This is a genomic window from Chitinophaga ginsengisoli (assembly GCF_003014595.1).
GTDB classification, from domain to species: domain Bacteria; phylum Bacteroidota; class Bacteroidia; order Chitinophagales; family Chitinophagaceae; genus Chitinophaga; species Chitinophaga ginsengisoli.
Genome location: NZ_PYGK01000013.1, coordinates 90,738 through 115,118 on the forward strand (window position 1 = coordinate 90,738; position 24,381 = coordinate 115,118).

A 24,381-nucleotide genomic window follows, 5' to 3' on the forward strand; every position below is an offset into this window, starting at 1 on the left:
TATTTTGCCTTCCTTTAAATCTAATCATGATTTTATGAAGGTCTATGAAGCTCCTAAAAAAGGAGATGTTTTATTTCTACCTGATAGTGGAGGAGAGAAAACTTATGCAAGTATTAACCGGATAAAAGGGCCTAACAACGATCATCCAAATTTTCTGATTTCGGAAGGCTATCGGAACGCAACACAGATATTACTGGCTAACATAATGGATACTCCAAACAGAGACTGGTTAGCTATTGATAGCCTCATATATCCGATACTGTTTAATTTCCGACACTATCTGGAGATTACCATCAAGGCTACAACAAGGAACTATCATATCATGACACCTGGCCAATATGCTGATGATGTTGGTTTCATATCAGAGCACTCATTAATAAAAATATGGAACGTTCTTAAACCTCACCTTATTGAAAGCTATGGGGATGAGCGTTCAGGTATAGCGACTATTGAAGCAGTGGAAGAGCTGCTTGTTGAATTTGATAAATATGACTCCGGATCTTTTACATTCCGATATGCTTATAAAAGAGCTAAAGCCCATGATACACTTGAGTACTCGGTTGCTCCCATGACTATCAACCTGGATAACCTCAGGGAAATGACAGAAAAATGCTTTTATTATTTTGATTCTATTTACTGGCACTCATCAGCGATGTTGGATGACTATCAAACAGTTAATGATTAAAGCTGAATACCTGGTTTCCAGTTTTTAAATAAAAAAGTGTCAAAGAATGTGGTATATAAGTAGGTAACACGCTTCTCAACCGCTGTTTGCCAGGCGATTCTGCGCTCTTCAGGCCAATCCCTGTATAAGCCACCGGCATTGTACCAGAGTTCTTCGTCCTTGGGGTCGATAGCGGAAGCCTGCAGGAATGCTGTGACTGACGATAATTGTAATTCCTTTACAATATCATCATCCCAATCAGGTTCTTTCATGCGAAGTTTGTAAGTGTGGCACTGATTACCATCACTTCTGTTACACCAAAGTGGCCAGAGGCGATAATTACCGATGGAATTAATGTATTTGTACCTGGAGTCATTATCTATTATAACAGAACTACTATGATAATTATTATTGCTCCCCTGCCCTATCAGGTGAGAATAAGGTACGATATGATCCCAGTCATATGGAGTATCAAAAGCATCACTGCTGGTCGGATTATATCCCGGAAACCATGTGGTAGAATGTTGCCGCTGGAACCAAAGTAATAACTCCCGGGAGCTTTCCCAAAACCATTTCCTAAATTGATTATAAGGATCATCCTGCAGTTCAAACAGTTCATGTCCGGTTCTGAAAGTACCATCTGCCTGATTGGATGTCCATGGCTTGCTTAGCTCATCAGGAGTTGGAATGGCAACTGTTAATTCTTCATCCAGCAATATTTCATAGATGGCTTTATCTGGGAAGCCTTCCCCAGTATGCTTTCTAATAGTTTCTATAGCTATTCTACTGGTCTGATCAGATTTGTCCACGGTAAGATAACTGTACAACAGATATCTTAGAATAGATAATCGATTTTCAGCTATTTTCTTTGTATCATCCTTGTGCTCATGCAACCATATAAAAACAGGGTGGAATAATACTGGATTTATGGATAGCAGCAATTTCCTTGGTAATCCTATATCTTCTCTATCCTGTTCTTTATACAACAGCAATTGACAAAAAGACTCCATTACCTGCTGCATCACAGCCATACCACTTGCTTCTTTTTGCAAAAGCGCCTGCATACCTCCCAGAAATGAATTGGATAATGCTTTATCACCTATCCATTTCCTGAAATTAGAAACTCCCGGATTGGCTATATCATTTTCCTGATGGCTATACCTTACAATCCTTGTAGCTGCCATCACGATGGCCGTAGGTGAAAGTAGATATCCTACTGTATAGCTATTGACGATTTCAGACACCATATCATACGCACCATCCCAACTTGCTTTCAGTAATGAATATGCCATTTCCTCTCCCTGTAGTACTGTTCCACCTGCATTGATCCGGCGAAAAAGTACTTCCATATCGTCCTGTTCATCAGCTAAAACCGGAGTGTGCTGAATGTTCTGATATAGCAACACAACCATACGGGTTTTATCCAATATGCTTCGGATACCCGTTATTAATGAGTCAAAATGATTTGTCGGGCTATCCGGAAGTTCACTCTGATGCCGCGCAGGAACGAGTGCACAGACCTCCTGCCAGGATGGTGCTTTAAACTGACCTGTAGTACCTCCGCAAAGGGCGATGAGCGCATCCAAAGGCACCGGCAATGAAGCTTTGAGTGGCCAGGAAATACCTGTGGTATCGTTTGATACATCACCTGTATGAATACCGACTTCATAATCATAACGGAGACTGGTAGCCTCTGTCCTTTCCTGCTGCAGATGCTCGCGCGCAGGATATTTCTGATGTTCAGGCAGCTTGTCAGCAGGATTACGGTCATTCATTCCCCAGGGCTGGTAACTGGTCAGAACGCGTAACATGAATCTACGGTCATTGAACTCTGCGTTATCAAATCGCAGGGTTGGGTTCAGGTCTACCCACAGGCGGGCAGTGGCTGTAGGTTTAAAACCCAGCACCAATGCCCGTGTGCGTTGTTGCCCATCAAGCAGGAAATAACCATCTTCCTGCGACGGCAATTGCTTTCCATTTTGCAGATCCCTTGCATTCACATCTTTCTCCCTTAGTGAGACAAGAAAACTACCAATAGGATAGCCTCGTAATACTGAATCCCATAGTCGTTCTATCTGGGCTATATTCCATACCGCGTTTCGCTGTATAGGAGGCAACTGAATTATATTATGGTCTGGGCTTTCTTTATCAATAAAAGTGCGAACATATTCTACTAACGGACAAAATCCGGCATCTGCTTTAGGGAATAAATTTTTCATGTGGTGACTTCGAATATACTACTTTAATTAGTAGAACCGGGCAGGTATTTTATTTCCTGGCTTTTGAAATCAGTTTATACCAGGCTTCTCCATAGGCATCTTCCAGTATTGTAGTTGTGCTTGCTATTATTCACCTAACTATATACTAAAGTAGAAATTGTAAAACTATCATCCCAAAGTTTCCCACATTTCAGTGGTAACTTTGAATAATGTTTGTCCCACATCTAATTACATGGAATATGAAATTTTAAGGGAGCAGCTTGAACGTGAAGATCGAATCTCTGTTATGTCCGAAAAAGAAGCTTTTGAACTTGCAGAAAAGCTTAATAGAGAGATGTCTATCGGTGAAGCAACTATTAAATTGAATGAGATAGAAGCAGAGAAAGAGCTGGCCCACATTATCCTAAGTGCTTAAGTTCGCTAAGGCCGAATGCCGAATTGATATAAGTACATTTGATTAAATGTGCCGGATATCAGTTAAGGCCTATTCATACATAAAACGTCTTAATGTCCAATAATTTTAAAAACCTCGCATAACATTTATGCGGGGTTTTGTTTTTATGTTCAAAGGTAGCAGACGAATACTTCGCGTCATTGAGCACTATCAGGTGATAAAATTATTGCTGTATGTAGAGGTTCTTAAGAATGTGGCGTTATAATAAATTTGACAACTATTCTACTTGTAGCAGTTTTTAAAATATTATTTCACCAATAAATATTAGAATCTTGGATAAATCATCTACAAACAGGTTCGAAAGTTGTCCCCCGTAGCCCGCAGAATCTTGAAGAAGCCCGCGCTAGTCGCGGGTTTTCTATTTTAAGTCGAGTTCCGATTAATTCTCTGTCGTTTTTTATGTTACCTTATTAAGGCTGACCATCACTTACCGATACTTGTAATTACAGATTCTTACCCTCTCCCTACCAACGCCAAAATAGATGTAGAAAAAGTGTATGCATTCCAGTGCATTTATAATACTCCCTGAGGTTTTTTAAGGAACAAGCCTACTATATCCCATCCTGGAGGTTTATTAAGGATATAATTAGAAAATTAAGCTTGAGTTGCTGCTATCCGGTAAATAGAAACGTAAGAGCAAAGCCACAAACTACTTAACGTATTTTGCGGCTTTGCTCTTCTGCTCCCTTAACAGATAAAGGTAATCGACGTTTTAAAACATCCAACTATTAGTATCTGGGTCTAAATCCAGGGCCTGGGCCGGATCTGGAGAAACGATTATTTTCTGGTCTTTCAGGTTTTGGACGAGCCTCATACACTACTATTTTCTGGCCAGCAACTACTGAATTATTCAATTCCTTAATTGCCAGTACTGCATTGGAATCGTCTGGCATTTCAACAAATGCAAAGCCTTTAGAACGGCCACTGTACTTATCATAAGCCACATTAATACTATATACAACTCCAAATGGGTCAAATAAAGACCATATCTCATCTTCAGTTGTTCTGTCACTTATATTACCTACAAAAATATTCACAAATATGATTTTAATTAAATATACATACTACTGAAAAACAGAGGATGAGGAAGAAAAAGAAACTCAAACTGAATCAGAAGAAGCCAAATGCAACCTTGCTAAAGTTATACCAATAAATTGAGTATTACAGGATTAATTTATGGGGATTGGATTATTAGCATTAGCACATAATCTGCGCAAAAAGCAGCTTAAAATGGCTGAAGAATATTTATTTTGATGAAATGATCTCTTCTATCCATCAATTCTTGGACATGTTATGCCGGAAGGGCCTCTTCCAAAACATATGAGAACCGCTACAGGCGGTTTAAACCCCAAAAATTGACTGCTTCGCGGGGCGCGCTAAAGTCCCGGTTCGCTTTCCCCATAAGTCTTGGAAATTTGGCTATGGATTGTGGCACGACATGGCCACCTCCATGTACGGTATATAAGGCAACAAGCTTTTGCTCATCCTGCAGCCAGACTTTCCGCTCAGCAGTTGTCAGATCATCGGGATTTAAATGAGGCAGGCGGACAGTTTGTGTTGTCTTCGGCCCGTTGTGGCTTTCGGCAATTGCTTCGGCTGTAGCTAAAGCACTGATAACATTCCCAAGATCTTTCCCAAAAAACCTGACATTGCCACCCTCATAAGGAATGATCGGATCTGCGGTACCATTGACCATCAACACGGGGGGCATTGGCGCCCGAAGGTTGTCGATCAGGTTATCATCTGTCGGAAGATTGGAACCTGAAATAGCGAGACCCGCCAGCAAACCGGGTTCCGATATGGCCAACCGGAGCGCCATCGTACCGCCATTGGAGTATCCAAAAACATATACTTGTCGAAGGTCTATATCGTGAGTGAGCCGGTAGCTTTCAATAAGCGATTTAATAAATCCAACGTCATCTATATTCTTCTTTTTTGCAGGAAACGGCGCGTTCTTCCTAATGTCGTTCCAGTTGTGTTTGTAGCCATCAGGATAAGCCACAGCAAAACCATATTCATCTGCCATCAGGTCAAATTCATAACCCGTCCATGCACGTATTCTGGCGCCATCTATACCAGAGCCATGTAAGACGATCACAAGCGGCACCTTTCTTTTGCTCAGCCGGGTGGGAACGTATTTCCAGTAGGTACGTTTTTCTGTGCCGATCAGGATTTCTTCTTTGGAAATTTTAGATAGTAAGCGAGGAGCTTTGGGCGTAGGTGCATAAGCCCAGTACAGAAATAAAGTCAGGCAGATGAGGACTATTAGGCTGATAATGGATATAGCAATGATCATATTTAAAGCTTGGAAGTCTTAATTGTTGTCAAAGATATCTACCTTCACTTACCAAAAGACACTAGTTAACAAAAGGTAACTACTAACCTTTAGGTAAGTTTATATGAAAAACCATGAACAGATCAAACCGGAAGACCTCGGCTGCGCTGAAAAATTACAGGCAGTGGGCGACTCCCTGTACGCGATTGGCGGCAAATGGAAACTCAGGGTCATTATTGCACTTTCACAGGGGCACTGTAGGTTCAATGACCTGCAGCGAACTATCACCGGAATATCGGGCAAGGTACTGTCAAGTGAGTTGAAAGAACTGGAATTGAATGGCTTCGTGAAACGGAATGTGCAAGCAGAGAACAATCCGGTTATCGTTGAATATGAGCTTACGCCCTACAGCCAGACCTTAAAAGACGTTGTGTATGCGCTTATTAAATGGGGCGTATTACACCGTGAAAAGATTAAGTCGGAGGCTAAGGTTAGCAACGTTTAAACCTTTTTTATTACGGAAAGCCCCGCAGGCGGACAATGATTGTCCGGTCTTCATTTTTAGATGATGATTACAACAAACTATATGCTTCAGAACAGCGTGTTGCTGTGTTATGAAAATATTTTGCAGGCATTGCTATTTTAATTTCCTGTTTAGGATTATTTGGTTTAGCAGCATTCACCGCGCAAAAAAGACAAAAAGAAATTGGTATAAGAAAAGTAATTGGCGCCTCCGCAGGAGATGTTGTTGCCATGCTTTCAAAGGATTTTCTGGTGCTTGTATTACTTGCATTGGCAATAGCGATTCCTGTATCATGTTGGGCAGCAAATGAATGGTTACAAGGCATTGCCTACCGCATTCGTATTAGTCCGGTTGTGTTTATAATTACTGCAATATTTGTTGTGCTTATCACTTTATTAACAATAAGTTTTCAATCCATAAAAGCAGCGATTGCAGACCCGGTGAAGAGTTTACGGACAGAATGAGTAAAATGATGGTAAATTAAATGTTGGGGTATCCCGGCGATTTTGTCACCTCAATCGGCATCAGTAAAGTCAAATTTATACCGGGCTATCGCCTCCAGACAAAATGCCGTAGTCAATTCCTCTGATCCCCAGCCATACGTTTTTGCAGGGTCAAAATAAAAAAACAGCCAACGGGGCCATTCTCCATGCGCTCCCTGTTGTTTGATAAGAAAATTGATGGCCCTGTGCAATGCTTCGGCGCTGCAGCCTAAGTTAATCAGCGTTGTAGCACCAATGGCCGTATCGAATATTGATTTACCCAATTGACCATCTGCCGAAACTGTAGCAAGAATTCTCTCAATAATTATCTCAGCAACGGGCTGCAGCTTTTTAACCCCAAGACTATACGCTCTTCCTATCAGGTAGTAAATTACAAAGGCATTACGATACCATTTATCACAATCATGTTCTCTTCCACCCACAATCATTTTGATAATCTCATTAATGACCGGAGCGGTTGCCGGAATATCTCCCAGGTATGATAAGATACTTGCATTGACCCCTATATTGACATCCTCACCATTTCTAAGCAGGAATAAAAAGCAATGAACAGGTGTCCGGAAGCCCCTGAGTGATAAACGCCAAAGCGTTTTATTGGTGTGAAGTTTTGGATGAAGCACAAACCAGGTATAAAATAAACCATTCCTGGCCCGGTTATCCAGCAATAATTGTTTATTGTTTCGTTCCGGTATTGGTTCTCCCCTCTCCCTCAGGAAATGGCTCGCAAAAGATAAACTGTCCGCATCATAAGGCAGGATCCTTCGCATGGGATGAATAATTGAATAAAAATTCCATACCCCAGTACCTGTCATCTGGTAACGGATGAACCCAGTCGCCCGGGAAAGTATAGATTCCGCAACAGGCATTTTGGACAGCGGCAGCAGGCAGGAGCCCATTACTGAGGTGATAAATACAGTACTATCAGTAACGCACCACCCCTGCATGGCATCATCCGGAGAAATATAACTGCAAAACTCCCCATTAGGGTACTGGTGCTGGGATAAATAGTCCAAACCTTTATTGATGACCTCATTAATAAGGGCCGGATGAGTAATTTCATTAGTCTGTAAAAGAGAATCTGAATGAGTATGCTGCCTCGAACTATTCACTTGCGGGATTTTATATAAAATAAAAATATATTGGTGATATCTTCATAAATATATCAGATATAAATATCTATCTTTATTCGGGATTTTACAATTACAACTGATAACTGATAGGATGTATCCATACGTAGGACTCCTTTCATTGCATTTTTTAAATAGCATTTAATTTTCACCAGGTATTCCTGGACCTACAACCTTGTCTCTAACTGTCGATGATTAATATAAAATTCAACGTAAAGAATTTATATCGGAATTTATATTTAGGAAAAACATTAAACCTTATTTGGCAAATTTCACCGGTACAAGCAACAGTATCTCTACTCTTTTTGCTATCCGAAAATATATGCTGGATAGGTACCATGTACACACTAAAACTATTAATTGACAGGCTGATAAACCGTCCTGTCACCCATAATACCGATGGTATTACTGCTGCTATTTTATTGGCGGGCGGTGTTGCCATACTGTATGGATGTGTTAAAAGCATCTCCTCCTTTGTGAATGAAAGACAGTCTGCGGCAGTCAATAATTATATAGATAAACAAATTCATCAGCATACAATAGGCCTGGACTATAGCTGTTATGAAGATCCGGCTTACCTTGACATTTTGAAAAGAGCCCGGGAAGCAGGCGTTGACAGACCTTACGCTGTTGTATTGAGCCTGCAGGAAATAGGCCGCAATGTTGCTATGCTTGCTTCCATGGGATACATTTTGATTTCGATAGACTGGATCTTGCCGCCATTACTGTGCCTGTTTGTTGCACCACTGCTCATTATACGGATTAAGTTTTCTAAATCACTTTATCTATGGCAAAGAAAGCATACCGGGATCGAGCGTGAAGCCTCCTACCTGAGCTCATTGATTACAGGAGATATGTCTGCCAAAGAAATAAGGTCTTTTTCCCTGGGACAGCACCTATTAACTAAGTATGGTAAGATTAAAGAAACATTACTGACACATCAGTTAAAACATAGCAGGCGAAGGACCGTTATTGAACTTGTCTCCACGATAGTAACAACAGCCGCTTTCTTTGCAGTAACTGCCTATATTATTTTCGGCATTATGAACGGTAAAACCAGTGTCGGCGACATTGCCGTATTCCTGGTCATTTTCCCACAATCCTTTTCCGTCATGCAGGGGCTTGCAGGCGGAATTTCAGGTCTATATCAGAACAACAGGTATCTGGCAGATATCTTTGCGCTTTTTAAGCTGAAGCCTACTATAGAATCTGCCGCTTTTACAGCCCTTACTGAGAAAAGAGAATCGAACGATTTTGTTGTGGAAAATCTATCCTTTAAATATCCTCATGCCACAGAGTATGTTTTGGAAAATATTCACTTACATATACCTGCCGGCCAGGTTATCGGACTGGTTGGCTTGAATGGCGCCGGCAAATCTACTTTGATAAAATTACTTTGTCGCTTATACGACCCCCTGGAAGGCATGATCCGTATTGGGAACAAAGATATCCGTGAGCTGAATATAAATGAATATCGTAGTAAAGTCAGTGTTGTGTTCCAGGATTTTGTCAAATACAACCTGAGCGCCAATGAAAACATCCGGTTGGGAAATATTCATGCGCCCTTCAATCCCACCGGAATAAAAAAAGCAGCAGAAGATGCAGGGGCCGCCACTTATATCAACGATTTCCCAGATCAATACGATACAGTCCTCGGACGGACTTTTGAAAATGGTCATGAAATCAGTATCGGACAATGGCAAAGGCTGGCTATTGCACGTGCCTTCTACAGTAAATCCCAACTGGTTATACTGGATGAAGCAACAAGTGCCCTTGATACCATTGCCGAACATGAATTGTTAGCAAATATTAAACAAAAACTGGGAGGTCGTTCAGCACTCGTTATCAGCCACAGATTGTCAACAATCCAACAGGCAGATCTTATATATGTAATGGGTGACAAAAAAATCATCGAATATGGGACACATGAAATGTTGATTCAAAAAAAAGGGACATACGCGGCATTGTTTAAATCGTAATAAAATTAACCAATGGCAAAAGCCAGTAAACGAATCGCTATCATCTCCAGCTGTCAGGAAGACTGGGGAGGTAGTGAAGAACTATGGGGACGTGCTATACCACATTTTCAGTCTGCGGGGTACAGCATAGTCGTATTAAAACGTAATCTCAATAAGCAACACGAACAATTCGTACACCTTTCCAGGCAGGGAGTGCTGTTGAAAGAATTATTACCAGCGGCCTGGATATTAAATGCAACTAAGAAACATGCTACACTGAGCAGGGTAATAAACATGTTTTCCAGGTTAGTGCAGAAGTGTTTCACACGGGTCATTAACCGTCTCAGACGGGATCATATCCTGCATCATGACGATAATAGCTACTGGGTCAAAAAAAAGCTGCAAAAGATACAACCACAATTTGTCATTGTATCACAGGGAATGAATTTTGACGGTCTTGAGATGGCCTATGGCTGTTTACAGCTGGAAATACCTTATGCACTCATCGCACAGAAAGCAGTAGATTTTTACTGGCCGGCACACATTAACAGGGCCGGACTACGGAAGGTCTATCAGCATGCCTCATGCTCCTATTTTGTATCGAATCACAATAAACGGTTAACAGAAGAGCAATTTGGTACGCGCTTTCCAAAGTCGGAAGTTATTTACAATACAGTGAAAGTGGCAAGGCAGCTGATCCCCATGCCAGGCACTGAACAGGGATTTCGACTTGCCTGCATAGGTCGTTATTTTCTGCTGGACAAAGGACAAGATATTCTGATCAGGATAATGGCCATGCCAAAGTGGAAAACAAGACCAATTACAATTTCGTTTATTGGTGCGGGCAACGATAAGGAAGCCTTGATGGCAATGGTAGCATTACTAGGCCTGAAAAATGTGCAATTCCTCGATTATGTTGAAGATATTACAAGGTTATGGCAGCATCACCATGCCTTGATTCTGCCTTCCCGCAGCGAGGGATTACCATTGGTATTACTCGAAGCAATGGCCTGCGGACGAACAGCCATCGTATCAATGGCGGGTGGCAATCCGGAGGTCATTACTGATGGGGTAACCGGTTTTATTGGGCATGCCAATGAAGATGATTTTGATCGGGCAATGGAACGGGCCTGGGAGGCACGTAACGAATGGGACACGGTAGGAAAGCGCGCATATGCTTTTATTGAAGAACATGTGCCCCTGCAACCAGAAAAACATTTCGCTGATTCGCTTTTAAGCAGGATAGAAAATGAGCCTGTAAAAATCAATGCATGAAAAAGATCTTAGCGGCCATCAGGGCCAACGATTGGTGGGAATATAAAATTCCACCGATGCTCTCTGTCGTATACATTATCATACAAAACAGCCATTACACGTTTTTAAGTTTACTGCCATCAATGATGATTGCCGTAAGTGCCATCATCTTATGTGCCATTTATGTTAGTCTGCTGAACGATGCTACAGACATGGAGGACGATGCCAAAGCCGGTAAGAGAAACGGGATGGCCAATTACTCCCGTGTTCAACAAACAATTTTTATATCATTACCGTTGTTGGTGGCACTGTGTATCATTGGCTACTTTGTGAAATTCCTTTCGCTCGCCAGCCTCTTTTACTTCGCCGCCTATGTTTCCTTCACCTTATATTCCCTGCCTCCTTTCCGCCTGAAAAAAAGAGGATTTATGGGGATTGCGGCAGATGCGCTGGGCTCACAGGTATTTCCAACATTGTTCCTCGCTATTTCTTTTTACCAATGGACAAATCAGCCAATAGCGTTATTGCCATTAGTATTCCTGACCACCTGGCTTTTTTGTTTCGGGCTGAGGGGCATTCTCTGGCATCAGCTGGCGGATAAGGAAAATGATAAAGTCAGCGGACTATTCACCTTTGTTCAAAAAATAAGTGACGTACAGCTGTCGCGATTGAGCATCGCTATCATCATCCTTGAAATGGCGGCTTTTGCCACTTTCATCTGGCTGCATGCTTTATTTCTGATTATCCCCGGATTGATTTTGTACTTTATCTACAATTGGCTGTTGCTAAAATATTGCGGCATCAGGCAAATACTAATAACTCCGAAACCAGTACAGTACCGGATTTTCATGTTTGAATATTATCAGGTTTTTCTTCCCCTGTCATTGTTGATATTATATGCATGTAAAGATCCAATAAATATCATAGGCTTGCCATTACACTTTTTTTTATTCCGGGTAAACATATGTGGTATACTCAGAAGTATTAAGAGAATGTTTGCATCACTTTTACTGCCATTCCTTTCAACAGTTAAAAAGTAATCTCCCCATTAAATTCCTTGCCGAGAACATGAATACTATAACTAGTCCACTCGTTTCAATTATCATACCTACATACAATCGGGCGCAAATTCTTAAAGACGCCATTAACAGTGTGCTTAAACAAACATACCCCAATAAGCAGATCATCGTTGTAGATGATGGGTCTATCGATGATACACGCGATGTTGTCAGTCAATTTACAGGAGTGAACTACATTTATCAGGAAAATGGCGGGCAGAGCAAAGCGCGCAACACGGGACTGCTACATGCGCAGGGAGTTTATATAGCTTCATTGGATTCTGACGATATCTGGAATCCCGATTTCCTGGAACAATGTATAGGGATGCTGGAGACCCATCAGCTTAGTTTCGTTTTCGCAAACTGGACGCAGTATTCCAGCGATAAGAGAATTTTTGACTTCTTCGAACATACGAAGATGATGGATAAATACAGAGATCCCTCAGGCAAAAAGTGGACTGTTTTAAATAACGCATCGTCACGGGAGATCTATCTGAGGGCGTGCCCCTCTCCCTCATCCTCCTTTGTATTCCGGAAAGCAGCCATGTATGGAATATGGAATGAACAGATAAACATTGCTGACGACTGGTGCCTGTTGCTGGACATGGTATTGTTCAAGGGAGCTAATACAGCATTTACTACTGAAAAGTTGTGGATGAAACGTACCGATGGTAAAAATATATGCGATGGAAGAAACATTATTGAACTGAAAGAATACCTGGATGTCAATGATGTTAGCGCCATTCTCGAGAGATACAGGGCACATCTGAATGAGTCAGAAATTGCCTTTTTTAACAAAAGGATCTCCCGCAATATTTATGAGCTCTACCTGATAAAAATATTTACGTTAAATCCTATATCCAATAATCACAAGATGCTCAGGAAGTCTTTAACTTCCTATCCATTGCTGTTGCCGGATGTATTCATGAATTTAACATATCGCTGCCTGCGAAAAGTCACAAGAAAGCTGATAAAAAAGCTCTCTCTCCCAGCTACGACATGATCGGTACTGTTTTCAGCCGAACAAAGCCCGCTGCCTTAAGCTGCAGCGGGTAGTTTATTTATTATCTAAATAAAGGCGTTATATGCCATAAATGTGTACAGTGGTTCCTCCTGGGAAAACCTTGACATCGACCAACTTCAGATAAAGCGGCATCGCAAGACCATTGAAGATCGGCAGTCCGGATCCCAATACAACCGGATGGATAGCTAAACGGAACTCGTCGACAAGCCCCGTCGCTATCAGGTTCCGCATAAATCCGGCGCCCCCGATTGCTACGATCGGTTTCCCCTCCTGAGCTTTGAGTTCCCTGATCTTCCCGGCAAGATCGCCGCCGTTAAAGACCTGTGCCTCGGCCCATGAAGCTGCGGCAGGCGACTGATCATCACCCGGATCAAAGCCTTTAAATCCTTTTTGCGTAAAGAGGGCCTTGGGTATCTCGTTCATCGACGGGGCATAAGCATCGGTTGAAGTAGGCCAGTAAGGCGCCATTACCTCAAACGACTTCCGGCCCATGATAATCAGGCCTGCGTCCCAGGATTGTCCGACAGCCCAGGCCTTCGACTCCGCATCCCCGGTCTTGAAGATCCAATCCATCTCTCCATTGGCACCGGCCACAAAACCGTCGACAGACATCGACATTTTCATTATCAGTTTTCGCATAGCTAAGAGAATTATTTCCTCAAATGTAAGCAGCCCTCAGTGCAACCGCAGGGGGGTAAAACGACATTCCCGGGGGGCGATTGCGCCTATCCCAAAAACATGTGAAAAGGGCCAAAATCATCAGCAGAAATGATTTGGCCCTTTTCAGTGATATATGTATACTTATTTTATTGCCTGATAAATTTTAACACCTTATAGATCCCCTTCGATTTCAGATGCACGAAATACACACCGGGAGTCAGCCGGTCAACTGCGATAGATGTTCCAAAGGAGGATAGCTGCAACTGACCTGAATTATTATACACCTTAATGCTCACCAGATCATTAACCCCTTTTACATAAAGTGTAGTTGCCGCCGGATTAGGATATATTGCAATACCAGTCATATCGTCTTTCTTCGCGATGCTGGCAATGGCAGGTGGTGTGGCTGCGCTCAAACGGATTAATTTCCATTGCCCACTAACTTGATTAACATCCGTCCATTGCTGCACATTTCCACCATTATTTGTACTGAAATCAGAAACCTCCACAAGCTTACCACTGTGTGTTGCTATTATTTTATAATAATCACTATCCACAGGCACCATCAGAAATTGTTGGTTTCCACCACTCACATAACCCCATTGTTGTACATTAGCACCATCTGCCGTACTGACTTCAGATACATCCATCGACTTTCCGGATTTGACACAAATGACCTTATAGACTTCATTGCCTAAATGAGTAAACGTAAATTGCTGATTTGTAGTACCCATAAAACTCCATTGCTGGATATTAGCACCATCCTGTGTAATACGGTTATCATCAACATCCATATACAACCTGCTGAAACGGTTCTGGAGATTGTAAGTACCCGAAATAATATTCACTTTCCTTATCTTGTTTGTACTCTGTGCCAGGTTCACGGTAGGATCTGCGCTGAATACATTCGCACCGTCAAGCGGTGCATAAATTTCGAGACTCGATTTCAGCAAATTGCCATCCACCATTGCGTTGATCTCTTCGGATGTCATACCGGAGCGATAAAGGAGTAATGTGCTGTAATTGGCAACCGGAGCATTGGATCCATTTAAGTCGAAAGTGGTCATCACCACTTTTTCAGCAACCGAACCCTGTAACACCTTATCGATATACAATAACGTCTTACCCATAGCATAATAATGGGTCAGTGTTACTTTATGCCATTTGTTGTCGTTCATAACAGTGAGTCCGGGAATACCGCCTGATGAAGCCGATGAATAATCTATCTTACCTGTAGCATTGATCACTAGTTTATTCAGCCCTGCAGCCGTACTCATTTCTGTTACCTGCCCTGTTGATGATGTTTGTATATTAAAAGAGACCGTAAAAGAATGAAGGATTTCTTCAGGCCTGATCTGAAGCTTATAACCACTGGCCTGACTTAAACTTAGCGACGTACCATCTATCATGTAAGGCTGAGACTTTCCTGCTTTCAGCGCGTCGAACAAAGAGGGCACAATGGCATACTCAAATTCATGATGGCCGGCATCATTGGGATGCAGGTCATCGCTTTTATAACCCGTAGCCCACTTACCAGCGCCATTGTCCAGCGCTCCTAACAAATTAATACTGGCTACATTCCAGGAATGAATCAATAGATTCATCTGCTTAATATAATTGTATTCTGTAGCCGTATAATCCTCACGGCTGTAGCAATTGGTGATAATAGGTTCGATACCTTGTTGTCTTGCTTTATTTATAAGCAATTTCAAATTGTCCCTGAACTGATCGAATACAGCTTGTCCCCCAGTAGTAATACCTTCATTTCCTAATGAAAGTGCATAGATAACATACTTGCCACAGAGAGGTAATAAGTCCTTATCCCATCGGTTGATAACATTAATGGTATTGTTGCCGGGTACTGAGATGTTTGACACATTCCATCCTTGCCCTACCCCGCTATTTGCCCGCGCAGTGAGCAACTGCGCATATAACTGGGCATACCCTTGATTGTTGGTAGCGCCGGTTCCCGATGGAACAGAAGATCCCATAATGGCTATGCGACTCATATCCTTCGTAGGACAGTACGGCTCATAGACAACAGGATCCACCTGATTCATTTTCATAATGCCCAGATAGCCAAATGAGCCTTCAGATCTGGTCACTGTAAGGTTGATGTGACCATTATCATCTGGCATGATTATATCTGAGGTCAGAATGGTTTTCGTATTACCATGGTAACCGGTGCCGCCTAAATCGGTTCCGGAGGTTTGCAGGGTGCCATTGTAGAATGTAGCACCTGTCAGTGAATAGGCGGTAACGCGTTTTTCAGGATCATTCCGGGTGCCGAATAGACTAAAAACGTAACCTTTTGTTTTATCCAGCCCTCTTATCGAAAGACTGGAAGAGGTCGATGTATGAAAGTAATCCTGCGTAGCTGTATTAATAGCCAGATCTTTTAAGAGCACCGCATCGGGTGTTAATAAACCACCATTATTGATACCGTTCGAGCTAAATCCGGCAGTAATGCTTATAAAGGCACCAGAGGATGCATTCCTGTTTGTTAACAGATATACAGGCGAAGCCGTCGTACTGGTATTCGTAATGTTGTTCCAGTAGTTGCCATTGATGTCGGGACTGGTGGTGATGTTGCCGTTAGTAACATCATTAGGCCCGAAGTCAATGTAAAAAGTCCTGAGGGTTTGAGCATAGGTATTAATTGCGCAAAGACAAAGAATGAATAAGTACAAAAGGCTTTTTCTCATTGGTTCATTTTTAATGGATTAAAGGGATATTTGTGACGTGGAAGTAATGGCGGGTTGATTGTTCAGATGACAGTACAAAGTAAAACACTAATACAGCGAAACGGGCGCAGTGAACCTCTGTTGTAAAAAATAACTAACCTTATAGTAACCTGCAGTTTTGAGAGATGGGTATATTGTCCGCCTTGTAAAATCTTAATATCAGTAACTAAAATGGTGTCATTAAGACATTATCCTTACCCGTAGGGCTTATTTAATAAGATTATCCACATAAAAAATTGAATTATCCTAATCCGGCTATGCTATAAAAACTACCTTTAGCGTACGTTATGTAAACTATCGCCAAAATCATTAAATCCAATTTCCGTATGACAAATTTCCACGGTGTGAGCCTCTCACCTCGAGCCTGGTGTAAACCAATCATGCTGCTATTATTTCTCTTTTCTTTCCTGATGGCAGATGCACAGAAAAAGATATCCGGTAAAATAACAGATGCTGATAGTAAGGAACCTGTGTTCGGGGCATCTGTTCGTGTTAAAGGCTCCTCAAAAGGAGCTGTAACCGATGACAAAGGAGTCTTTACGATTGATGCCCCCAAAGGCAGCACACTTATTATTTCTTCCATGGAGTATGGCACTACTGAAGTCAAGGTGGAAGACGCTTCTTCTTATGACATCCCCATCAAACGTAGCGTTTCCGGTTTAAATGAAGTAGTTGTGATCGGATATGGCACGGTAAAACGAAAGGATCTTACCGGGGCAATTGCGTCTTTAAAAGGTGCAGATATTAAGACAGAAGGTGTTAGTAATGTGGGGCGGGCATTGCAGGGTAAATTACCTGGTGTAACAGTAGAATCGGCCGGTGGTGATCCTGGTTCCGGCACCCGCATCCTGATAAGGGGTGTAGGCACATTCAATAATGCTGATCCCCTGTATATTGTAGATGGCGTACAGGTAGCCAACATCAATAATGTCGCTCCCGGAGATATCGAGTCGATGGATGTATTGAAAGACGCTTCCGCTGCCGCTATCTATGGATCAAGAGCTGCGAATGGCGTTGTGCTGGTAACCACTAAATCCGGTAAACCCGGTAAGGCTGTTATCCAGTTCAATACCAATGTAGGCTTCCAGAAGATCCTCAAAAAGTATGATGTGCTGAATGCATCTGAATGGGCGACAGTAAGTAATGCCGCACATGATGCAGCCGGTTTGCCAAGACTAGCCATTGCCGCTGATCCGTCACAGCTAGGTAAAGGGACCGACTGGCAGGATGCTATTTATAGAACGGCTCCCATACAACAGTATTACCTGGGTGTAAGTGGTGGTGGTGAGACCGCAAAGTACAGCATGTCCGGACAATACACTGATCAGGATGGTATTGTGGACGTAACAGGCTACAAACGTTACGGTGCACGCGTGAAATCAGAAGCCACCAAAGGCCGTCTGAAGATCGGTGAAACATTGCTGCTGACAAGGGAAAAATGGATCCGCATGCCGGGAGGCTGGGGTGGTCAGGGAGGTAATCCTGTAGGCTCTGCCACAAAAATGATCCCGGTATTTAACATCTACGACTCCACTGCTGTGGGTGGCTATTCCGGAGCAACAGGGCCGGTTGTGAATGTAGCCAATCCGGTAGCACAGTTACATCTTGAAGATATCAGTTACGAGTTGACTTCTATTCTCGCAAATGCCTTTGCGGAAGTCTCCATTCTGCCAAATTTAAAGTATAAATTCAATGTCGGCTACACCAACTCCTTCGGTAATACAGACGACTACCAACGCCGCTATGTGGTAGGTGGCCTGTTTGCTCATGCTACCAATGACCTCAGTCAGACCAAGGAACGCACTAACCTGGTATTGCTGGAAAATACGCTGAATTATAATAAAGACTTCGGGAAACATAGCCTTCAGGTACTGGCGGGATATGCTTACCAGCGACTGAAATACAATTACTGGCTTGCCAGTAAAACAAACCTCCCTGATGGAATAAAAGAACTCGACGCTGCTTCCGGCGCTGCTACGGTAGGCGGTAACAGTACCGAAAGTGTGCTCCTCTCCCAACTCGGACGCGTGATCTATTCTTATGATAACCGGTACCTGCTCACAGCCAGCTTCAGAAGAGATGGTTCTTCCCGCTTTGGCAAAGACAACAGATATGGGAACTTCCCATCTGTTGCTGTAGGGTGGAATCTTTCCAATGAGAAGTTCTTTCATGCAGATCCAAGGGTATTATCCTCTTTGAAAATAAGAGGTAGTTATGGTATACTGGGTAACCAGGAGATCGGGGATTACCAGTATAGTGCTGCCATCGCTTCCAACATCAACTATGTAATAGGCGCGGCTCAGCAAAAATGGTTTGGTGCTATCCAGACAGCTTTTGCCTCCCCTAATATCAAATGGGAAAATACAAAAACGATCAACGCAGGTATTGACGCAGGTTTCCTGAACGGTAAACTGAATATGAGCGCTGATTACTTTACCAAAAGGACCACCGATGTATTATTGGAAGTCCCCATTCCCGGTTCTGCCGGTTCTTCTGAAAATCCAACCGTAAACGCAGGCATCCTGCAAAACAAAGGGTTTGAACTGGGTATCAATTATGGCAATAAGGTGGGAGTACTGAATTACTCCGTATATGGAACACTCTCTTCTATCAGGAATAAAGTGATTGAACTGGGTACGGGTTCCCAGCAGATATTTGGCGGACAGCCAACCCATCACGGTGCTTCTACCACACTTACTGAGGCGGGCGGCCAGGTGAGCGCTTTTTACCTGATCAAGGCCGTGGGCATCTTCCAATCACAGGAAGAGGTAAATGCCTACAGGGATAAAAACGGGAAGCTGATCCAGCCGAATGCATCTGCCGGAGATATTAAGTTCCTTGATGCGAACGGCGACGGCAGCATCAGTAATGCTGACAGAGTGAATTGCGGCAGTCCCTTTCCTAAGTTCGAGTACGGACTTGGCGCGAATCTATCCGCCTTTAATTTTGATCTGAACATATTTATGCAGGGTACTTCCGGCAATAAAATATACAATGGCTTAAGGCAGGATCTTGAAGGTATGAACCTGGAGTTTAATTACTCCCGCGCTACGTTGAATGCATGGACACCTACCAATCATTCCAATATTCCAAGAGCCGTGATCAACGATCCAAACTTTAATACACAGAGCTCTTCCCGCTTCCTCGAAAGCGGTTCTTATTTCCGCCTTAAAACATTACAGATAGGGTATACTATCCCGGAATTCCTGAACAATAAATTTAAGATCACTTCTATGCGTGCTTATATCAGCGCGGATAACTTATTTACCATAACGAATTACAGTGGCTACAATCCGGATATTGGCAGAACAGGTAGCATACTGGACAGAGGCGTTGACTTTGGACATGTTGCCTATCCTCTTGCCCGTGTAGTATCGTTCGGTATTCAGTTATCATTATAATTAAATCATTCATCATGAATAAGATATTTTTTGCAATAGCAACAACGGCTGTCATGGCAGGCTGTTCAAGCAAAGACCTGGAGCTCACCAACCCTAACAAGATCACTACTGAAACGTTCTGGAGAAATGAAGCGGATGTACAAAGCGCCTTCGCAGCAACCTATAGTCTGTTCAAGAATGTAGATGGTGGTTACTGGGGAGTAAGAGGTGTTGAACTTTCCAATGGAAGAGGAGATGACTTCTTCATTAGAAATGATGTGAGTTATTTGTACCAGCTGTCCACCTTTACCAACACGCCGGATAATGCCGCGGCCAACAATGTGTTTAATATCTCCTACCGCGCCATTTTCCGGGCGAACCAGATCCTGGCGAACATTGATAAAGTCGGCGGTTTAGACGACACGAAGAAGAAACAATACATTGCAGAAGCAAAATTCCTGAGGGGGCTGAACTACTATATCCTGGCTATAAATTTTGGTGCTGTTCCTTTAAGGATCACCATCCCGGCCACAACTACTGATTATTTTATTCCTGTTTCTACAGAAACCGAAATTTGGGCACAGGCAGTAAAAGACTTCACTGAAGCAGCTGCAGACCTGCCTGTCTCTTATTCTGCCGCTGATCTGGGCAGGGCCACCAAAGGCGCCGCATTGGGTTTTCTCGGTAAGTCTTACATTTATTTGAAAGATTGGCCTAACGCAGAAGCGACCTTAAAACAGTTAACTGTTGGTCCTTTCACTTATCAGCTAATGCCCAATTACGGCGACAATTTTACCGTTGTAAATGATAACAATATGGAATCTCTTTTTGAGATTCAGCTTGCTGATGTAGGCGGTACCAATCCCTGGTCAGGTGAAAATGCCAATGAGTCGATCGGCGTTACGACCGCACAGGAGTTCGCCCCGTCCGAAGTTTCCGGTTGGTTTGAAGTGAGTCCTACAGACAAGTTGTTCAATGAATTTCAAAAGGAAAAAACGACTACCGGCGGGCTTGACCCGAGAATGTATGCTACACTGATGTGGAATTATCCAGGGGCCACATTCTATAACAAACCATTCACCGATTTCAGCTTACAGTTCGGTTATAAATCCATGTTCAAGAAATACCAGAACTATACACAGAATAATGAGCTTACCGGTAGCAATGGCGGTAGTTATACCTCCAGCATTAATGAAAAAGCACTCCGGTATGCTGATGTATTATTGCTACTTTCCGAGGCAGTAACGATGCAAAGCAGACCAGCTGATGCCTATCCATATATCACAATGATCCGTAACAGGGCTCAGTTACCCGCATTGACCACCGGGTTAAACGACACCCAGATGATGGCAGAGATCAGGCACCAGCGCATGCTCGAATTTGCACGCGAAGGTCAACGTTTTTACGACCTGAAGAGATGGGGTTTATTACAACAGGAACTGAACAACAGCGATAAGGTAGGTAAGCAGTTTTATGTGGTCAACAAACATGATTACTTCCCGATACCACAGGATGAAATAAATGCTAACTCTAAAGCAGAACAAAATTCATACTGGAAGTAATTGGCCGGATTTTATAAGCATCTTTAGCCTTTCATCCGTTAACTAAAAACATAAAGAGCCCGTATCAAAAGTAAGATACGGGCTCTCTTTATTTATTTTTTGTACGTCCTCCTTTTATTGGTACAGTTCCTGTATTTGTTCCGTTCTGACTGCTATTAAAGGATTAAATGCTTTTGTATGCATGTATGACAACAAACTATGATAAAGCTGCCTCGCAGCTAACCTTGTGTCCAGGTCATGCTGCAGATCAATAGAAGTTACCACTATCTTGCCCTTTCCTACCCTTGCTTCGAACAATATACCCAGCTTCCTTGCCTCAAACCAGGTATCTATTAATTGTACAGATGGTTTTAATGCAGCAGGGAAATTATCCAGGTGCATCGGCTGAGCTGTGTGAATAATATCCCACCACTGCCAGTTAGAATAATATTCCGTTGGAAAATCATTAAACAGCGGTGACGCCGGATCGCACAAAATACCCAATGTATGAGGAGCCTGCCCCTCAGTCCATGCCGTATTCCAGAAAACAGTAGACATCGCCGTTTTAATAGAAGCTCCCTTTTTTTCACTGATTTTATTGTTCAATTGTAACAGTACAGTAGCCCCGGCTTCCAGTTTTGCAGATAATTCAGGCGTGAGTGCATCTGCAATGAGGATGTCACTACCGGGTTGCACATTTACCGTATCAGGGTATACCCAGAAGTCCCAGTCATTTGCGCCTAATCCATCCAATATGATTTCCAGGTTGAGCTTTTCTGCTTTGCCGATACCGGAGAGCCTACAAGAGATATTACCAGCCTGGTTATCGTTCTTCCAGTCAAGGTCTGCAGACAGCATGCCACTCGCTATTAACCGTTTGTTATTGCCGGTGATCTTCCATTTTACCGGTACTTTCTTCAACTGCTCTTTTCCAAAATGGGCAATTTGCACAGCAGCCGTAAACACTTCCGAATTCTTCCAGGTAAACTTACTGATCACTGCCAGTGGCACCGTAGCAGAAGAAAAGCGGTGAAAGGCTGCAGGTGTGAAATAAGGCTTGCTATTCCAGAAAGGATCCAGAATGCCCACCAGCGCCGTACCCTGACCTGGAAAATCATGCAGATCCAGTAACTGGTAACCGGCATAATCAGTACGCATACCTGCTTCTATATCTGCTTTGTAACACAATGCCTGTAACTTTCCGGAAGCCATGAGGAAATCATGTGCCTGTGCCTGCAGATGTTCTTTCTTCATGAAGTCGTAGAAGATATCGAAGTTGCGTGCCTGTAACAGACCCGTATATTTCTTCCGTTCTGTAAAATCAGGATATACACACCACTGCCCTATTTCGTGTGCTACAACCGGTTTATCTTTGAGCTTTTCTTTAAAGTTAAACTGCGAATTTGGCGCCTTGGCATTAATGACACTGTTAACGCCTTCTCCCCAGGCCTGAATACGCGGTTCCGGCATCACATGATAATCATTTTCCGCAATGGCGGGCCATCCTGAACCCGCACTATAAAGACGTCGTTTGTCTTTGTCTTTCCAATATTTTACGAATGCTGCCAGATACGGGTCACGGTTTTTACCGCCTGCAGGTTCATTAGTGGGTACCATCATCAGGAAGGAAGGATGATTACCGTAAGCAGCAATGATCCGGTTACTTTCGTCATACAGGAAATTATCTACGGACAGGCCATCTCCTACTCTTGCCCAGCAATCTACCTCAACAGAAAGATACACACCAGCATGATCGGCAGCCGTAAATGCGGCTTCCGGAGGGCACCATGAATGAAAACGCATATGGTTGAGTCCATGCGCCTTTATAATGCGGAAGATCCGTGCCCACGCTGCTGTATCTGTGGGTGGATAACCCGTTAACGGGAAGATGGCGCATTCCAGTGTTCCCCGCAGGAATACAGGATGATTGTTGACTGTAATTTTTGAGTTGGCAGTTCCCACACTACGCATGCCAAAACTAACCTTCTTACTATCTCTGCTTTTTTTATCTGCTGTTTGTAGTTGTACCGTGAGTTGATACAGCTTAGGGTTAAATTCATCCCATAATACAGGATGATCGCCCATTGGATAAGTAAATGATAAGGTGCTGTCACCGTTGCTGAAAGATTGCTTTAAGGTCGGTAACTGGTCTACGGCTATAGAAAGACTACCTGCTGCAGTTGCCTTACCGCTATGACCAAGGGCTATTTCAAGCCGGATATTCCTGTTGACGACATCAGGATACACCTGCACCTGCTTTACAAAAACAGGGCTCCCTGCTTCCAGTACAATGTCTCCCGCAATACCATTCCAGGTCCCCTGTGTCTGATCGCTGGCGCTGTGCGCATTGATACCTACTTCTGAAAGGTAGCGGTTGTCTACGCGGATAGTAAGTGTGTGTTTACCCGGGCTGAGGTGGCTCAGGTCATAAACATGCGGGGTAGCCAGGCTACTATCTGCTCCGATGAGTCGACTGTCTGCATAAACAGTAGTACCCCAATGACAACGTTCCAGTGTAAGACTGACATGTTTCCCGCTCCAATGCGGTGGGATGTTAATAACCTTCTGATACCAGGCAGCACCCATGTAATATTTTTTTGGCGTTAGCCAGAAGGGGAATTTGAAGTGATCATCCTTCCGGTAAGGTGCATATTTGTCTTCCGTCAGAAAGGCCTCATATCTGTCGCCAATCCATTTCGTGTTGACAGAAGGCTCATCGCCATATCCCTGGGATTGCATAGCACCGGGTAATTTCAGGGAATCTTTCAATTGTTGGGTATACCATTGCTGTTGAATACCCTGATCGTCTCTATCTATCCGGAATTTCCATTTCCCAGCCAGCGAGATCCTGTTTTGTGCCGGCACAGCAATGTGAATGGCCATCATTGCTGCCAGTAATACCAGTTTAACGTGTTTATTCATTTCAGGCGTGTTTTATTATATATTTCAGTTGTTCCTGTATTTGCCCAGTACGGATTCAAAGAATCAGACTTCTTT

The 24,381-nt window shown here is 43.0% G+C and carries 17 protein-coding genes; 10 read left to right on the plus strand and 7 right to left on the minus strand.

Annotation, left to right across the window (positions count from 1 at the left end):
- The first annotated feature begins 34 nt into the window (after positions 1–34).
- Positions 35–685, plus strand: a complete 651-nt coding sequence (locus CLV42_RS25005; RefSeq protein ID WP_106604665.1) for a hypothetical protein — start codon at positions 35–37, stop codon at positions 683–685.
- Here the strand turns inward: CLV42_RS25005 and CLV42_RS25010 are convergent.
- Entirely contained in the window at positions 682–2,883 is a 2,202-nt protein-coding gene (locus CLV42_RS25010; protein WP_106604666.1) for a DUF262 domain-containing protein, read from the minus strand. The genes CLV42_RS25005 and CLV42_RS25010 overlap by 4 nt on opposite strands.
- Before the next feature lie 232 nt (positions 2,884–3,115).
- Between CLV42_RS25010 and CLV42_RS25015 the strand changes: the two genes are divergently transcribed.
- Positions 3,116–3,298: a hypothetical protein gene (locus CLV42_RS25015; protein ID WP_106604667.1), complete on the plus strand. Its 183-nt coding sequence runs from the start codon at positions 3,116–3,118 to the stop codon at positions 3,296–3,298.
- 767 nt (positions 3,299–4,065) lie between these two features.
- Here CLV42_RS25015 and CLV42_RS25020 read toward each other — a convergent pair.
- Together CLV42_RS25020 and CLV42_RS25025 are read right to left on the minus strand one after the other, a co-directional pair.
- A complete protein-coding gene (locus tag CLV42_RS25020) occupies positions 4,066–4,374 on the minus strand; it encodes an RNA recognition motif domain-containing protein (RefSeq protein ID WP_106604668.1) in 309 nt (102 codons plus the stop codon).
- A 293-nt stretch (positions 4,375–4,667) separates the two neighbouring features.
- Positions 4,668–5,633: an alpha/beta hydrolase family esterase gene (locus tag CLV42_RS25025; protein WP_106604669.1), complete on the minus strand. Its 966-nt coding sequence runs from the start codon at positions 5,631–5,633 to the stop codon at positions 4,668–4,670.
- Positions 5,634–5,736: 103 nt separating this feature from the next.
- Between CLV42_RS25025 and CLV42_RS25030 the strand changes: the two genes are divergently transcribed.
- Positions 5,737–6,117: a winged helix-turn-helix transcriptional regulator gene (locus CLV42_RS25030; protein ID WP_106604670.1), complete on the plus strand. Its 381-nt coding sequence runs from the start codon at positions 5,737–5,739 to the stop codon at positions 6,115–6,117.
- A gap of 140 nt (positions 6,118–6,257) precedes the next feature.
- Complete coding sequence (locus tag CLV42_RS25035; RefSeq protein ID WP_317048015.1) at positions 6,258–6,599, plus strand: ABC transporter permease; 342 nt, start codon at positions 6,258–6,260, stop codon at positions 6,597–6,599.
- Positions 6,600–6,649: 50 nt separating this feature from the next.
- On the opposite strand, the gene CLV42_RS25040 is transcribed toward CLV42_RS25035, so the two are convergent.
- On the minus strand, positions 6,650–7,651 hold the full coding sequence (locus CLV42_RS25040) for a prenyltransferase/squalene oxidase repeat-containing protein (protein WP_146154475.1): 1,002 nt from the start codon (positions 7,649–7,651) through the stop codon (positions 6,650–6,652).
- A 749-nt stretch (positions 7,652–8,400) separates the two neighbouring features.
- On the opposite strand from CLV42_RS25040, the gene CLV42_RS25045 reads away from it, so the two are divergent.
- Genes CLV42_RS25045 through CLV42_RS25060 form a run of 4 tightly spaced genes read left to right on the plus strand, consistent with a single transcriptional unit; the run spans position 8,401 to position 13,038 of the window.
- Entirely contained in the window at positions 8,401–9,744 is a 1,344-nt protein-coding gene (locus CLV42_RS25045; protein WP_170117640.1) for an ABC transporter ATP-binding protein, read from the plus strand.
- A 12-nt stretch (positions 9,745–9,756) separates the two neighbouring features.
- Complete coding sequence (locus CLV42_RS25050) at positions 9,757–10,998, plus strand: glycosyltransferase family 4 protein (protein WP_106604673.1); 1,242 nt, start codon at positions 9,757–9,759, stop codon at positions 10,996–10,998.
- Complete coding sequence (locus CLV42_RS25055) at positions 10,995–12,017, plus strand: UbiA prenyltransferase family protein (protein WP_106604674.1); 1,023 nt, start codon at positions 10,995–10,997, stop codon at positions 12,015–12,017. The genes CLV42_RS25050 and CLV42_RS25055 overlap by 4 nt, the downstream gene beginning before the upstream one ends.
- A 28-nt stretch (positions 12,018–12,045) precedes the next feature.
- The gene (locus CLV42_RS25060) at positions 12,046–13,038 is read left to right on the plus strand and encodes a glycosyltransferase family 2 protein (RefSeq protein ID WP_106604675.1); all 993 of its coding nucleotides are present in this window, start codon (positions 12,046–12,048) and stop codon (positions 13,036–13,038) included.
- 78 nt (positions 13,039–13,116) lie between these two features.
- Here the strand turns inward: CLV42_RS25060 and CLV42_RS25065 are convergent, their stop codons facing one another.
- Together CLV42_RS25065 and CLV42_RS25070 are read right to left on the minus strand one after the other, a co-directional pair.
- Positions 13,117–13,698 carry a dihydrofolate reductase family protein gene (locus tag CLV42_RS25065; protein WP_106604676.1) on the minus strand — a complete coding sequence of 194 codons (582 nt, stop codon included), beginning with the start codon at positions 13,696–13,698 and terminating at the stop codon, positions 13,117–13,119.
- A gap of 167 nt (positions 13,699–13,865) precedes the next feature.
- Positions 13,866–16,424, minus strand: a complete 2,559-nt coding sequence (locus CLV42_RS25070) for an RICIN domain-containing protein (protein WP_106604677.1) — start codon at positions 16,422–16,424, stop codon at positions 13,866–13,868.
- A gap of 365 nt (positions 16,425–16,789) precedes the next feature.
- Here CLV42_RS25070 and CLV42_RS25075 point away from each other — a divergent pair, with 365 nt between their 5' ends.
- Both CLV42_RS25075 and CLV42_RS25080 read left to right on the plus strand, forming a co-directional pair.
- Complete coding sequence (locus CLV42_RS25075; protein WP_106604678.1) at positions 16,790–19,864, plus strand: SusC/RagA family TonB-linked outer membrane protein; 3,075 nt, start codon at positions 16,790–16,792, stop codon at positions 19,862–19,864.
- A gap of 14 nt (positions 19,865–19,878) precedes the next feature.
- Positions 19,879–21,405 (plus strand): RagB/SusD family nutrient uptake outer membrane protein, encoded by a 1,527-nt coding sequence (locus CLV42_RS25080; protein WP_106604679.1) that lies wholly within the window; start codon positions 19,879–19,881, stop codon positions 21,403–21,405.
- 114 nt (positions 21,406–21,519) lie between these two features.
- Here CLV42_RS25080 and CLV42_RS25085 read toward each other — a convergent pair whose 3' ends face one another.
- Entirely contained in the window at positions 21,520–24,306 is a 2,787-nt protein-coding gene (locus CLV42_RS25085) for a sugar-binding domain-containing protein (protein ID WP_106604680.1), read from the minus strand.
- Between the last annotated feature and the right edge of the window lie 75 nt (positions 24,307–24,381).

Coding starts and splice junctions, on each gene's coding strand:
- CLV42_RS25005 (WP_106604665.1), top strand. CDS start 35: ATGAAGGTCTATGAAGCTCCTAAAAAAGGAGATGTTTTATTTCTACCT.
- CLV42_RS25010 (WP_106604666.1), bottom strand. CDS start 2,883: ATGAAAAATTTATTCCCTAAAGCAGATGCCGGATTTTGTCCGTTAGTA.
- CLV42_RS25015 (WP_106604667.1), top strand. CDS start 3,116: ATGGAATATGAAATTTTAAGGGAGCAGCTTGAACGTGAAGATCGAATC.
- CLV42_RS25025 (WP_106604669.1), bottom strand. CDS start 5,633: ATGATCATTGCTATATCCATTATCAGCCTAATAGTCCTCATCTGCCTG.
- CLV42_RS25030 (WP_106604670.1), top strand. CDS start 5,737: ATGAAAAACCATGAACAGATCAAACCGGAAGACCTCGGCTGCGCTGAA.
- CLV42_RS25050 (WP_106604673.1), top strand. CDS start 9,757: ATGGCAAAAGCCAGTAAACGAATCGCTATCATCTCCAGCTGTCAGGAA.
- CLV42_RS25055 (WP_106604674.1), top strand. CDS start 10,995: ATGAAAAAGATCTTAGCGGCCATCAGGGCCAACGATTGGTGGGAATAT.
- CLV42_RS25060 (WP_106604675.1), top strand. CDS start 12,046: ATGAATACTATAACTAGTCCACTCGTTTCAATTATCATACCTACATAC.
- CLV42_RS25065 (WP_106604676.1), bottom strand. CDS start 13,698: ATGCGAAAACTGATAATGAAAATGTCGATGTCTGTCGACGGTTTTGTG.
- CLV42_RS25070 (WP_106604677.1), bottom strand. CDS start 16,424: ATGAGAAAAAGCCTTTTGTACTTATTCATTCTTTGTCTTTGCGCAATT.
- CLV42_RS25075 (WP_106604678.1), top strand. CDS start 16,790: ATGACAAATTTCCACGGTGTGAGCCTCTCACCTCGAGCCTGGTGTAAA.
- CLV42_RS25080 (WP_106604679.1), top strand. CDS start 19,879: ATGAATAAGATATTTTTTGCAATAGCAACAACGGCTGTCATGGCAGGC.
- CLV42_RS25085 (WP_106604680.1), bottom strand. CDS start 24,306: ATGAATAAACACGTTAAACTGGTATTACTGGCAGCAATGATGGCCATT.